The sequence below is a fragment of the Micromonospora sp. NPDC053740 genome (genome assembly GCF_040677775.1).
Classification (GTDB): domain Bacteria; phylum Actinomycetota; class Actinomycetes; order Mycobacteriales; family Micromonosporaceae; genus Micromonospora; species Micromonospora alfalfae.
Window position 1 is genome coordinate 1 of record NZ_JBFASO010000001.1, and the last position, 12,015, is coordinate 12,015.

Sequence of the window (12,015 nt, forward strand, 5' to 3'; positions counted from 1 at the left end):
CGCGACCCGCCTTGCGGCCCGCGCCCCGCGCCCCGCGCCCCGCGCCCCGCGCCCCGCGCCCCGCGCCCCGCGCCCCGCGCCAAGATCGTGCTCGAACCAAGATGTAGTGGCCTCATCGATGCGCCGATACCACTACTTCCTGGTTCGAGCACGATCTTGCGGCCCGCCCGAGGGAGCCATGGGCATCCTGAGATAGAGAACGGAGACGCAACTGCCGGCCTTGACACTCACTTATCTATGCGACTGCTGCACATCTCGGCCTTTCGCCATGGCAAATGCGGGCGTTAAGGTGAGCGGGTGACGACGTACCGGATCGGGGAGGCGGCCGACCTGCTCGGCGTCAGCGCCGACACCATTCGCCGTTGGGTGGACACCGGGCGTCTGACGGCCGGGCGCGATGAGCACGGCCACCGGGTCGTCGACGGCGTCGACCTGGCGTCCTTCGCTCGCGCTCAAGCCACCGACCCGGATGCGGGCGCCGAGTTCTCCTCGGCCCGTAACCGGTTGCGCGGCATCGTCGTCGACGTCCGTAAGGACACGGTGATGGCCCAGGTCGACATCCAGGCGGGCCCGTTCCGGGTCGTGTCGCTGATGAGCCGGGAGGCCGTCGACGAACTCGACCTGCGGGTCGGTTCGCTGGCAGTTGCGGTGATCAAGTCGACCACTGTCGTGGTGGAGCGGGCCGCACCCGCCCCGGCGCGCGGACGGTCGGCCAGATGAACGCGGCGACGGTCGGCCAGATGAACGCGGGGTCAGTAGGTCAGATGGACGCGGCGACGGTCGGGCGGATGAACTCGCGGAGCAGGCGTACGGCGGTGGCTGTCCTGATGGCGGCCGGCCTGGCGGTGACCGGCTGCGGCGCGGGCGACGGCCGGGCAACCGGCAGCGGTGGGGACGGGCGGGTGACCGGCCCGGTGACAGTGTTCGCGGCCGCCTCGCTGACCGAGTCGTTCACCCGCATCGGGAAGGACTTCGAGGCCGCCAACCCGGGCAGCTCCGTGACCCTCAACGTCGCCGGCAGTTCCGCCCTGGCCAACCAGATCACCCAGGGCGCGCCGGCGGACGTGTTCGCCTCGGCCGCCCCGGCGAACATGACCACTGTCGTCGCGGCTGGCGACGCCGACGGTACGCCGAGTGTCTTCGCCCGCAACCAACTGGTGATCGCGGTGCCCCGGGGCAACCCGAAGGCAGTGGCCGGCCTGGCCGACCTGACCGGCCCGGGTGTGAAGGTGGCGCTCTGCGCCAGTCAGGTTCCCTGCGGCGCGGCGGCCCGCACCGCACTGGACGCGGCCGGCGTCGCGCTGACGCCGGTCACACTGGAACAGGACGTCAAGGGTGCGCTGGCCAAGGTGAAGCTCGGCGAGGTCGACGCGGCACTGGTCTACCGCACTGACACCCGGGCGGCGAGCGCCGACGTGACAGGCGTGGAGTTTCCCGAGTCGGCGCGGGCAGTCAACGACTACCCGATCGTCGCGTTGAAGGACGCCCCGAATCCGAACGGCGCACGGGCTTTCGTCGCGTACGTCCGCTCGGCGCAGGCGCAGGCGGTCCTCGCCGAGGCGGGGTTCCAGGCTCCGTGAGGCAGGTCCACGACCACAAGGCATCCCGCGTTCGCCCGGCCACGTCTCGACGGCGGGTTGGGGTGCCGGCGGCGCTGCTGATCCCTGCCGGGCTGGGGTTGCTGTTCCTCGTCCTGCCGTTGGCGGGGCTGCTGATCCGGGCACCGTGGACGACACTGCTGGAGCGGCTCACCGAGCCGGGCGCGTTGACCGCTCTGCGGCTGTCGGTGCAGACCGCCACGCTGGCCACCGCGCTCTGTCTGCTGCTCGGGGTGCCGCTCGCCTGGGTGCTGGCCCGGGTCGAGTTTCCCGGCCGTCGGCTGGTACGCGCGCTGGTCACCGTGCCGCTGGTGCTGCCGCCGGTGGTCGGTGGGGTGGCGTTGTTGCTGGTCTTCGGCCGGCGTGGCCTGCTCGGCGGCTGGCTCGACAGCACGTTCGGTATCACCCTGCCCTTCACCACCACGGGTGTGGTGCTGGCCGAGTCGTTCGTCGCCATGCCGTTCCTGGTGATCGCCGTGGAGGGTGCGCTACGCGCCGCCGATCACCGCTACGAGGAGGCCGCGGCGACGTTGGGCGCCAGCCGGTGGACCACCTTCACCCACGTCACGCTGCCGCTGGTGGCGCCCGGGCTGGCCGCCGGGGCGGTGCTCTGCTGGGCGCGTGCGCTCGGCGAGTTCGGTGCCACCATCACCTTCGCCGGCAACTACCCCGGTCGGACGCAGACCATGCCGCTCGCCGTCTACCTGGCGTTGGAGACGGACCTGGAGTCCGCGATCGTGCTCAGCCTGGTGCTGCTCGTCGTGTCGGTGGGCATCCTGGTGGCGTTGCGGGAGCGCTGGATGACCACCGCATGAGCGACCGACTTCTCGACGCGCGGCTCGTCGTCGACCGGGGCGTCTTCCGGCTCGACGTGCCGCTGCGGGTCGCGCCGGGCGAGGTGGTGGCGCTGCTCGGCCCGAACGGCGCCGGCAAGACCACGGCGCTGCGGGCGCTGGCCGGGCTGCATCCCCTCACCGACGGGCACGTCACCCTCGACGAGGTCGACCTGGACCGCCCGGCGACCGGTGGCTGGGTGCCCACCGAACGCCGGTCGATCGGGGTGGTGTTCCAGGACTACCTGCTCTTTCCGCACCTCAGCGCATTGGACAATGTGGCCTTCGGGCCGCGCCGCCACGGCGTCGAGCGGCGGGCCGCCCGCGCCACGGCCCGGGAGTGGCTGGGCCGGGTGGGGCTTGACGCGCAGGCCCAGCGTCGGCCTCGGCAACTCTCCGGCGGTCAGGCCCAGCGGGTGGCGCTGGCCCGCGCGCTGGCCGTGGCACCGTCGCTGCTGCTGCTGGACGAGCCGCTCGCCGCGCTGGACGCCCGCACCCGGCTGGACACCCGCGCGGAGCTGCACCGGCACCTGTCGGCGCACGCGGGCGCGACGGTGCTGGTCACCCACGACCCGCTGGACGCGCTGGCGTTGGCCGACCGACTGGTCATCGTCGAGGGTGGCCGGGTCGTGCAGGAGGGTGACGGACCGAGCGTCACCGCCCGCCCGCGCACCGACTACGTCGCCCGGCTGGTCGGGCTGAACCTGTACCGGGGTCGCGCCGACGGGCACGGGGTCCGGGTGTCGCCGGAGCTGACCCTCACTGTCGCCGACCGGTTGGACGGCGAAGCGTTCGTGGCGTTCCGTCCGGCCGCTGTGGCTCTGCACCCGGCCCGACCGGAGGGCAGCCCGCGCAACACCTGGGCGGGCACCGTGGCCGGCGTTCAGCGCCACGGTGACAACGTGCGGGTGCAACTGGACGGGCCGATCGGGGTGGCCGCCGACGTCACGCCGGCCGCCGCCGCCCAACTGCGGCTTGTCCCCGGCCAGAAGGTCTGGGTGGCGGTCAAGGCGACCGAGACCCACGCGTACCCGGCCACCGGCTGACCCGAAGCCGGCCACAGCGTCACCGGGTGGACCCGGCCGGCGCGTCCGTCGCCGCCGCCCCTGCCACGCCGACCGCCGGCCCGCGCGGACGCCGACCGGGTTGTCTCGCCAACTCGGGACCGGTCGGCCGGCACGACATGCATGGCACGGCACCCGCTGAGGCGGGTGCGGCCAACGCCACCCGAACACGGACGCGGGTCAGCCGGCGAGCAGGTCGGCGTGTGCGGCGCGCAGCCGGGCCAGCGTCGGGTCGCTGCCCGGGACGACCCGGGTATCCAGCTCGGCCCACGCCTCGGCCAGCGCCGCGCGGACCGCGCCAAGCTCGGCGGCGTGCCGCTGGGTGCTGCGCCGGTGCTGCTCCTCGAGGCGGCGGGCCCAGCCGGCGGTGACGGTCGCGAGCCGGTCGGCGTCGGCGCGGGCCTGGGCGCCGCTGCGGGCGGCTGCGGCGGGGACGATCGCGGCGACCGGGCGGGGATCGCCGTCGCGGGTGACGACGGTGACCGCGTCGGTCAGCTCGGCCAGCGCGACGAGCTGGCTGAACCGGGTGCGCGCCTCACGCAGCGGCACGGAACGCGGCGGGTCGGAATGAGGGGTGAGCGCGGGGACGGCCATGGATGCATGGTGCCGCGCAGGTATGACAACTATTCGCTGTCGCCAGTGGACGGTGCGTGGCGGGCGGACCACTCGTCAGCCAGCACCGACCAGATTTCAATGTCGATCCGACCGTGCGGTCCGGGGATGACCTGGCGCAGCGTGCCGTCGAGGCGCAGGCCGAGCCGGTCGGCGAGGGCCTTGCTGCGGGTGTTGTCGGCGTTGGTGCGCCACTCCACCCGCTGGATGCCACGCTCGTGCACCGCCCAGTCGACGATCCGGCGCACCGCCGGGGCGACCATGCCTCTGCCCTGCGCCGCCGGCTCCACCCAGCAACCGACCTCGCAGACGCCCCGGGTCACGTCGAACGACACGAACATGACCCCACCGACGAGCGTGCCCCGCCACCACAGCCCCCAGATGCCGCCGCTGTCTGTGGCCCAGAGGTCGGCGTAGCGCTGCAACACGGCACGGGCCGACGGCAGGTCGGTGGCGACGAAGGACGGCGACACCCAGGGTTGGATGTGCTCGCGGGCCCGATCGAGGTGGGTGAGGAACTCCTCGGCCCGCCACGGCTCCAGCGGGCGCAGCTCGACGTCCTCGGTCAGCGGCAGGGCGAACACCGGGCCTCCACTCGATGCGCTTCTCACGTGGGTAGCCAGGCTCGCACAGGCACCTCGGTCGGGTCACGGCCGCCCTCACGCTTAGGTCGGCAGGTGTGTCTGCAGAGCGGCGAACTGGGCCACGGTCAGGTAGGAGGGGTTGGCGGCCTGCGGCTGACGGAACACCTCCAGGGCGGCGAGCCGGTCATCGGCGCGCAACAGCAGCCGGGATACCCGGTCCGGTTCGGCGAGGATGGGCAGATCCAGCGGCACCGACCACGGCTGCCCCGGTGCGCCTGGCTCGGCCGCCGCGGTGACCAGCCCGACGCCCCACACCCCGTACGGCAGTCGGCCTCGGCTGCCGCTGGCCCAGAAGACCACCGGCTGCCCGGCGCGCATCAACCGCGCCCGGTAGCCGGGGCGTACGCACCAGCTCGTCACCAGTGGCTCACTGGCGAACCGGGCGGCGAGGTCGACCAGGTCCGCGTTGCCCTTGATCAGCCAGGCGCCCAGGTCGTCGAGGCGTACCCGTGGCTTGGTCATGTCCCACACGTTGCCCGGTCGACGGCAGCGCCAATCAGATGATCATGTGGGTCCAGTAGCTGAGCCAGAGTACGAACAGCACGCCCTGCACCACGGCGAGCGTCGCGGTCAGCCACACGTCGACGCTGGCGTGGCGGGCCCAGCGGGCGAGCACCAGCGCCACCGGGAAGGCCGCGAGCAGGTAGCGCAGCAGGCTCTTGTACACCGGCGGGCCCATCGACAGTGGCACCAGCACCATGAGGACGCCGTACACCAGGTAGGCCAGCTCCCGGCGGCGGAACCCGGCGACCAGCACGGCCAGGACGGCCACGGCGAACCACACCCGAGCGGCGTCGCGCGGCTCCCCGGTCAACCCGTTCAGCAGCACCGGTACGGGGTTCTGCACCTCGATGCCCCAGCCGGTCTGTTGGGCGTGCTGGTAGGCGAACCAGTCCCCACCCCGCCACCGGCAGTAGGCCATGAAGGTGAACCATCCGGCGGGTAACAGCAGCAACGGCCAGCCGATCCGGAGGTAGCCGAGCAGGGCGCGCGGCCCGAGTCGCCAGTCGTGCTGCCGCAGCAGCACCAGGGCCAGCGGCAGCGCCACGAGCAGCCCGACGGAGCGGCTCATCGCCAGGAAGTAGCCGATCACGCCGACCAGCAGCCACTGGCGTCGCTCGGCGTAGTAGAAGGTGGCCAATGCGAGGCAGACGAAGAGTGACTCGGTCAGCGCGGCCTGGAACAGGAACGCGGTTGGCAGCAGCACCAGGTACCGCGTGAACCGGCGGGCCGCGTCCGCGTCGCCGAGCAGCAGCTCCGCCAGCCGGTAGCCGTACCAGAGCGCCAGCAGGAACGCGACGTTACTGATCAGCAGTAGGGCCAGTGCGGTGTCGCCACCGAGCACCGCGCCTAAGGGCCGGGCCAGGAACGGGTACAGCAGCGGAAATCCGAAGTCTCGCCACGGCCCGGTCAGCGGCAGCTCGCTCAGCCGCAGGTAGAGCAGCGAGTCCCAGGCGAACCAGAAGGAGATCCACCGGTGTCCGGAGATCTCCCGCTGTTGCGCCCACATCAACGCCTCGTCGGCCGGCGGGGCCCCGGGGACGCCGTCCCAGGCGTGCAGGACCAGGAGCCCGAGCACTGTAAGCAGCAGTTTCGCGCCGAGGAACAGGCCGATGACGTACGGCCAGGGCGCCGGCACCCGGCGGGCCAGGCGCGCTCCGCCGCGGCCGGTCGCGACCGCCCGGACGGTCAGCGTCGCCGCGCCGCTGCGCCACCGGTCCATCCGCCCCGCTTCCCCGCTCCCCCGGTCCGTCGGCCGCGTGGGGGAGTCGCTCTTCTCGTGGTACGCCGCCGCGTGCCCCGCCGAAGCGAGGACCGACCAATGCTAAGTGTGACATTCTGCGCAGAACGGGTAGACGCCGCGCCTCGACCATGGCGGAGAACAGGGAGCGCGTCAGCATGAGTGAGCAGAACGGCACGGTGATCATCGGTGCGGGGCCGGCCGGGCTCACCGCGGCGTACGAACTGCTCCGGTACGGCCGGTCGGTGCAGGTGTTCGAGGCCGACGAGGTGGTCGGCGGGATCAGTCGGACAGTGGAGCGCGACGGGTGGCGGTTCGACATCGGCGGGCACCGGTTCTTCACCAAGGTGCCCCGGGTGGAGGCGTTCTGGCACGAGATCCTGCCGGACGAGGACTTCCTGACCCGGCCCCGGATGAGCCGAATCTTCTACCGGGGCGCCCTGTTCAACTACCCGCTCAGCGCCATGAACGCGCTGCGCAACCTGGGTCTGCCGGAGGCCGCCCGCTGCCTCGGCTCATACGCCCGGGCCCGGCTGCGCCCGCCACGGGACCAGTCACACTTCGAGGGCTGGGTGTCGGCCCGGTTCGGCTGGCGGCTGTACTCGATCTTCTTCAAGACGTACACCGAGAAGGTCTGGGGTATGCCGGCGGACCGGTTGCAGGCCGACTGGGCGGCGCAGCGGATCAAGAACCTCTCGCTGGCCACGGCGATCCGCAACGCGCTGCTACCCCGGCGTCGACGTACCGACGTGACCAGCCTGATCGAGGAGTTCCAGTACCCGAAGTACGGGCCCGGGATGATGTGGGAGCGCTGCGCCGAGCAGGTCCGCGAGCGGGGCGGGCAACTTTCCACAGGCAGTTGGGTCACCGCCGTGCACCGCGACCCGGCACGTCGGCGGGCGATCAGCGTGACTGTCAACGGCGCGGGCGGGCAGCGTACCGAGGCTGCCGACCATGTCATCTCCTCCATGCCGATCTCGGAGCTGGTGACCGCGCTCCACCCGCCGGCGCCACCGGAGGTGCTGGCCTGCGCGGCCGATCTGCGCTACCGCGACTTCCTGACGGTCGCCCTGGTCGTGCCGGCGGAGTTCTCGTTCCCTGACAACTGGATCTACGTGCACGACCCGGGGGTACGGGTGGGCCGGATCCAGAACTTCGGCTCCTGGTCGCCGTACCTCGTCAAGGACGGCCGCACCTGCCTGGGCCTGGAGTACTTCGTGTTCGAGGACGACGAGATGTGGCGTACCCCGGATGCCGACCTCGTGGCCCTCGCCACCGCGGAGCTGGAGCGGTTGGGGTTGGTTCGACAGGGCGTGGTGGAGGCCGGCTACGTCGTGCGCATGCCCAAGGCCTACCCGGTGTACGACGAGCGCTACCAGCACAACGTAAACGTGATCCGGGCCTGGCTGACCGAGGCGGTGCCGAACGTGCACCCGGTGGGCCGCAACGGCATGCACCGCTACAACAACCAGGACCACTCGATGCTGACCGCGATGCTCACCGCCGAGAACATCGCCACCGGGACTACGCACGACGTCTGGTCGGTCAACGTGGAGCAGGACTACCACGAGGAATCCTCCGGCGGCGACGGCCGGCGGGGCACCGGCCGGGACGCACCGGTGCTGCCCAGCCGGATCATCGCGGCGCCGATCACCCTGCCGGAGGGGTCGGACGACCGAGCCCCTGTCGCGACTCCCCCGTCTCACGCGTGAAGCCGAGCACGCTCTCGCGGCACGGGCGGGTGCTCAACGCGGCAGGTGCGTGCAGTGGGCCACTGTGGCGTCGTCCGGGCTGTGCGTATCCGCGCCACCGGTGGTCTGCGCCTCGGCCTGCCGGACGCGGGCGATGACGCCGGCCGGCCCGCTGGTCTGAAGCAGGTCCAGCACGCCCGGCCAGTCGGTCCGACCGTACGGGCTGACGATGCGGCTGGCGCCGTTGCTGAGCAACGCGACACCGTTCAGGTCGGCGAGGGATCGGCTGCCGGTCACCGCTTCCCGCGCCGCGCGCGGGTCGTCCTTGGCGATCCAGTAGCCGCCCGGCTGGTTCCGGCGGGCACGCAGCGCGGTGGCGCAGGAGGCGCGCACACTGTCGTACTCCGGCGTTTCCTGAGCAATGCCGGCCAGCGGCGCCGAGCATTCCCGCCGGGCAGTCATCTCGCGTTCATCGGTGATCACCAGCGGGCCGCCGTCGACCTGGTCGACAAGGAGGAAGGAGTCCGCGAGCAGGAGCCAGTCCACGCGGTCCCGATGGGCGCGGACCATCGCGACGGTGGCCTGCGGGCTGCTGGGGTCCGCGATGTCGCAGGTGTCGCGGTGCTCGGCGGCGATGTCGCCGATGGCGGTGGCGAGGATCGCGGCGAGCTCTCGCCCGTCGCCGCGCGACAGCTGGCCGAGCAGCGCGCCACCGAGGCGGTGCGTGTACCAGGCGACGCCGTGGGAGCAGAGTGACTCGGCTCCCGGAATGCCGGCACCGTCGAGCAGGACGACAGCGCCGGGAACCGCACCGACGAAGTCCTCGTTCGACCGATCGGCCCTTCCGGAACTCGTCGCCAGGCTGACGTCCACTCGTGGGCTCCCTGTCTGGACTCGTGTCGCGGTTGGGTGGGTACGGCCAGTCGAGCAGGTGTCAGGAGAAACGCCCGGCCGGCGAGCCGCTGGTCGCAGCGCTTCGGATCACGCTGGGCGTTCGCGGGTAATGCCGTCCAGGATGGTGGTCAGGTTGTGGTTGAAGGTCTCCTCGGCGTTGAGGTGGGCGCCGTCGATGACGAGCCGGGCCACTGTGGGGTACCTGCCGGTTTTCAACATGCGCGTGAGGTAGGGGCCGAGGCTGGCCTGGAAGGCAGCTTCATCGGTGCCGGTGGAGCGTGCGGTGCGTCGTTCGGTGACCTCTCTGCGGACCGATCCGATGATGACGGCGTTGAGGGCGCCCACGGCTCGTTGGAGATCGTCGATGTCACGCACGCCGGGTGCCGCACTGAGCGCCGCGGCGGTCGCCTCGCCTACGGCGAGCGCGTGTGGTCCCAGGTGTGGCCGTCCGCCGAGCAGGTCGGAGAACCACTCATGGTCAAGGGCGGCATCGCGGGTCGCGTGGGCGACGGCCAGCACCGTGTCGCGCCACCCGGAGCGCTGGCCCACCTCGGCGATCCGGGCATAGACGACGTCGACCATGAGATCGAGTAGCTCCGACTTGTTGATCACATAGTCGTAGAGCCGCATCGGACCGACACCGAGCTCTTTTGCGATCTTGCGCAATGACAGCCCGTCGAGGCCGTGCGCGTCGGCAAGCCTGATCGCCGTAGCGGCGATCTTCTCGCGGCTCAACGGCACCGGCACCGGCCGCGGCTGAGGTTCGGGCCGCTCCCAGACGGGCACCGGCTTCCTACCGTACGGTGTATCCACCAATACAGTGTACGGTAGTGCCGTGAGAACGCGAATTGCGATCGCCGGTGGCGGACTCGGCGGGTTGACGCTGGCTCGGATCCTGCACCGACACGGCATCGACGCGTTGGTGTACGACCGGGAAGCGAGCCGATCCGCGCGCCCCCAGGGCGGTGCCCTCGATCTACACCCGGAGTCCGGGCAACTGGCCCTGGCCGAGGCGGGTCTCGCCGGCCGGTTCCGGTCTAAGGCGCGGCCCGACGGCGAGGAACATCGCATCCTCGACCCGACCGGACGCACCCTGGTGCACCACGTGCCGCACCCTGGCTCGTTCTCCGGACGTCCCGAGATCGACCGGGGCGCACTACGTGATCTTTTGCTCGACTCCCTCCCCGACGACACGGTTGCCTGGCGGCACCGGCTCGTCGCGGCGACCCACCGACCCGCCGAGGGCTGGGACCTGACGTTCCACGACGGTCAACGAGCCAGCTGCGACATCCTCATCGGCGCGGACGGCGCGCGCTCAGTCGTCCGGTCCCTGCTGACCGACGTCGAACTGTCCTACGTGGCCACTCTCGTGCAGCTGAGCGTCGTAGACGTCGACCGCCGGCATCCCGATCTCGCCGAGCTGGTCGGCCCCGGGAACCTGTGGTGTATCGGCGTGAACCAGATCCTGGCAGCGCAACGTCTCGGCGACGGCAGCCTCCAGGTCGGGATCTCGCTGCACGCGGAGGACCGACCCCTGGATTCGTACCGCAGTAAGCAGGCCCTGCTGGACCTGTTCGCCGGCTGGAACCCCCGCCTCACCGCGCTCATCGAGGCCGCCGAGGGCGCGCCGACGCCACGCCTGATCGAGGCGATGCCCATCGGTACGCGCTGGACCAGCCGGCCGGACGTCACCCTCATCGGCGACGCCGCGCACCTCATGCCACCGGTCGGCGAGGGCGCGAACCAGGCCATGCTCGACGCCGCGGAACTCGCCCGCCAGCTCGCCGCCGACCCCGCCGACCCGAATTCGGCGATTCGGGCGTACGAAGAATCGATGTTCAGCAGGATTCACCCGATCGCCGACATGTCCGCACGCGTCCAGGCGATGATGCTGTCCCCTACCGCGGCGGAAGACATCGTTCGCTTCTTCACCCGACCGGCGGAACCCGCACGCACAGACTGAGATCTGGCGCTGTCGACGCGGCTGGCGACAGTCGTTCCATGACGACGACGGCTTCCACACCACCTGCCGCACCAGAGATCGCTCCGCCCACGCGCGGTGTCCAGTGGCGAAGCCCTGATCGGACCGGTCAGGGCTTGCGGGCCACCGCGCCGTAGAGGGAGGCGTCGGCCGGAGGTGGACGCAGCTCCGGTGGCACCCGCGGCCGCCACTCGGTGACCGGGACGATGCCCGGTTCGGCCAGCTCCAGACCGGTGAAGAAGCGGGCGAACTCGGCACGGTCGCGGGGCACGGCGTCCTGCTTCATCCGACCGGAGGCGAACTCGGCGTACATCCGCTCAACGATCGCGGTGGGGATGTAGTCGGTGGTGAAGTGGGTCAGCGCCAACCAGCTGCCCGACGGCAGCGCGTCGAGCAGGCGGGCGACCTGCTCGTGTGGGCGGTCGTCGTCGGTGAGGAAGTGCGTCACGGCGACCAGCACCAGGGCCACCGGCCGGGACAGGTCAATCGTGGCGGACAGCTGCGGGTCGGCCAGGATCCGCTCCGGCTCGCGCAGGTCGGCGTCCAGGTAGGCCGTGATGCCCGCCGGGTTGCTGGTCAGCAGCGCTCGGGCGTGCACCAGCACCATCGGGTCGTTGTCGACGTAGACCACCCGGGAGTCGGGGGCGACGGACTGGGCCACCTCGTGGGTGTTGTCGGCGCTCGGGATGCCGGTGCCGATGTCGAGGAACTGCCGGACGCCGACCTCCTCGGCGAGGAACCGGACCGCCCGGCCGAGGAAGGCCCGGTTTTCCCGGGCGAGCGTGCGCACCCCCGGGTAGACGGCCGCGATCTGGTCGCCGGACTCCCGGTCGACGGCGAAATTGTCCTTGCCGCCCAGCCAGTAGTTGTAGCGGCGAGCCGGATGCACCGTCGTGGTGTCGATCCGGTCGGCACCCCGACCCTCGGGCAATTCCGACGTGGACGGCACCATCACGA

The 12,015-nt window shown here is 71.5% G+C and carries 13 protein-coding genes; 6 read left to right on the forward strand and 7 right to left on the reverse strand.

The window, feature by feature from the left end; translation table 11 throughout:
• Positions 1-297: 297 nt before the first annotated feature.
• The 4 genes from AB0K35_RS00005 to AB0K35_RS00020 all read left to right on the forward strand — a co-directional run bounded on the left by AB0K35_RS00005 (position 298) and on the right by AB0K35_RS00020 (position 3,477).
• Entirely contained in the window at positions 298-720 is a 423-nt protein-coding gene (locus AB0K35_RS00005) for a TOBE domain-containing protein (protein WP_238669192.1), read from the forward strand.
• Between the two features lie 68 nt (positions 721-788).
• Positions 789-1,580, forward strand: coding sequence for a molybdate ABC transporter substrate-binding protein (gene modA / locus AB0K35_RS00010; RefSeq protein WP_363883739.1), 792 nt, complete (start codon positions 789-791; stop codon positions 1,578-1,580).
• 62 nt (positions 1,581-1,642) lie between these two features.
• Positions 1,643-2,413 carry an ABC transporter permease gene (locus AB0K35_RS00015; RefSeq protein ID WP_363882312.1) on the forward strand — a complete coding sequence of 257 codons (771 nt, stop codon included), beginning with the start codon at positions 1,643-1,645 and terminating at the stop codon, positions 2,411-2,413.
• Positions 2,410-3,477, forward strand: coding sequence for an ABC transporter ATP-binding protein (locus AB0K35_RS00020; protein ID WP_363882315.1), 1,068 nt, complete (start codon positions 2,410-2,412; stop codon positions 3,475-3,477). The genes AB0K35_RS00015 and AB0K35_RS00020 overlap by 4 nt, the downstream gene beginning before the upstream one ends.
• Positions 3,478-3,675: 198 nt before the next feature.
• On the opposite strand, the gene AB0K35_RS00025 is transcribed toward AB0K35_RS00020, so the two are convergent.
• The 4 genes from AB0K35_RS00025 to AB0K35_RS00040 form a co-directional block, all read right to left on the reverse strand.
• Positions 3,676-4,089 (reverse strand): type II toxin-antitoxin system Phd/YefM family antitoxin, encoded by a 414-nt coding sequence (locus AB0K35_RS00025; RefSeq protein ID WP_238669189.1) that lies wholly within the window; start codon positions 4,087-4,089, stop codon positions 3,676-3,678.
• Between the two features lie 29 nt (positions 4,090-4,118).
• Positions 4,119-4,691, reverse strand: coding sequence for a GNAT family protein (locus tag AB0K35_RS00030; RefSeq protein WP_363882318.1), 573 nt, complete (start codon positions 4,689-4,691; stop codon positions 4,119-4,121).
• 81 nt (positions 4,692-4,772) lie between these two features.
• Positions 4,773-5,213 carry a hypothetical protein gene (locus AB0K35_RS00035; protein WP_363882321.1) on the reverse strand — a complete coding sequence of 147 codons (441 nt, stop codon included), beginning with the start codon at positions 5,211-5,213 and terminating at the stop codon, positions 4,773-4,775.
• A gap of 34 nt (positions 5,214-5,247) precedes the next feature.
• Complete coding sequence (locus tag AB0K35_RS00040) at positions 5,248-6,474, reverse strand: hypothetical protein (RefSeq protein ID WP_238669186.1); 1,227 nt, start codon at positions 6,472-6,474, stop codon at positions 5,248-5,250.
• Between the two features lie 176 nt (positions 6,475-6,650).
• Here AB0K35_RS00040 and AB0K35_RS00045 point away from each other — a divergent pair, with 176 nt between their 5' ends.
• Complete coding sequence (locus tag AB0K35_RS00045; RefSeq protein ID WP_363882324.1) at positions 6,651-8,204, forward strand: NAD(P)/FAD-dependent oxidoreductase; 1,554 nt, start codon at positions 6,651-6,653, stop codon at positions 8,202-8,204.
• 33 nt (positions 8,205-8,237) lie between these two features.
• Here the strand turns inward: AB0K35_RS00045 and AB0K35_RS00050 are convergent, their stop codons facing one another.
• Positions 8,238-9,056: a hypothetical protein gene (locus AB0K35_RS00050; protein WP_363882326.1), complete on the reverse strand. Its 819-nt coding sequence runs from the start codon at positions 9,054-9,056 to the stop codon at positions 8,238-8,240.
• A gap of 108 nt (positions 9,057-9,164) precedes the next feature.
• Positions 9,165-9,863 (reverse strand): TetR/AcrR family transcriptional regulator C-terminal domain-containing protein, encoded by a 699-nt coding sequence (locus AB0K35_RS00055; RefSeq protein WP_363882329.1) that lies wholly within the window; start codon positions 9,861-9,863, stop codon positions 9,165-9,167.
• A 49-nt stretch (positions 9,864-9,912) separates the two neighbouring features.
• Here AB0K35_RS00055 and AB0K35_RS00060 point away from each other — a divergent pair, with 49 nt between their 5' ends.
• A complete protein-coding gene (locus AB0K35_RS00060; protein WP_363882332.1) occupies positions 9,913-11,040 on the forward strand; it encodes an FAD-dependent monooxygenase in 1,128 nt (375 codons plus the stop codon).
• Between the two features lie 127 nt (positions 11,041-11,167).
• On the opposite strand, the gene AB0K35_RS00065 is transcribed toward AB0K35_RS00060, so the two are convergent.
• Entirely contained in the window at positions 11,168-12,010 is an 843-nt protein-coding gene (locus AB0K35_RS00065; protein WP_363883741.1) for an SAM-dependent methyltransferase, read from the reverse strand.
• Positions 12,011-12,015: the final 5 nt, after the last annotated feature.

What these genes read in the sequence shown, in the direction of transcription:
- modA (WP_363883739.1), top strand. Translation starts at nt 789, where the DNA reads ATGAACTCGCGGAGCAGGCGTACGGCGGTGGCTGTCCTGATGGCGGCC.
- AB0K35_RS00020 (WP_363882315.1), top strand. Translation starts at nt 2,410, where the DNA reads ATGAGCGACCGACTTCTCGACGCGCGGCTCGTCGTCGACCGGGGCGTC.
- AB0K35_RS00025 (WP_238669189.1), bottom strand. Translation starts at nt 4,089, where the DNA reads ATGGCCGTCCCCGCGCTCACCCCTCATTCCGACCCGCCGCGTTCCGTG.
- AB0K35_RS00035 (WP_363882321.1), bottom strand. Translation starts at nt 5,213, where the DNA reads ATGACCAAGCCACGGGTACGCCTCGACGACCTGGGCGCCTGGCTGATC.
- AB0K35_RS00040 (WP_238669186.1), bottom strand. Translation starts at nt 6,474, where the DNA reads ATGGACCGGTGGCGCAGCGGCGCGGCGACGCTGACCGTCCGGGCGGTC.
- AB0K35_RS00045 (WP_363882324.1), top strand. Translation starts at nt 6,651, where the DNA reads ATGAGTGAGCAGAACGGCACGGTGATCATCGGTGCGGGGCCGGCCGGG.
- AB0K35_RS00065 (WP_363883741.1), bottom strand. Translation starts at nt 12,010, where the DNA reads ATGGTGCCGTCCACGTCGGAATTGCCCGAGGGTCGGGGTGCCGACCGG.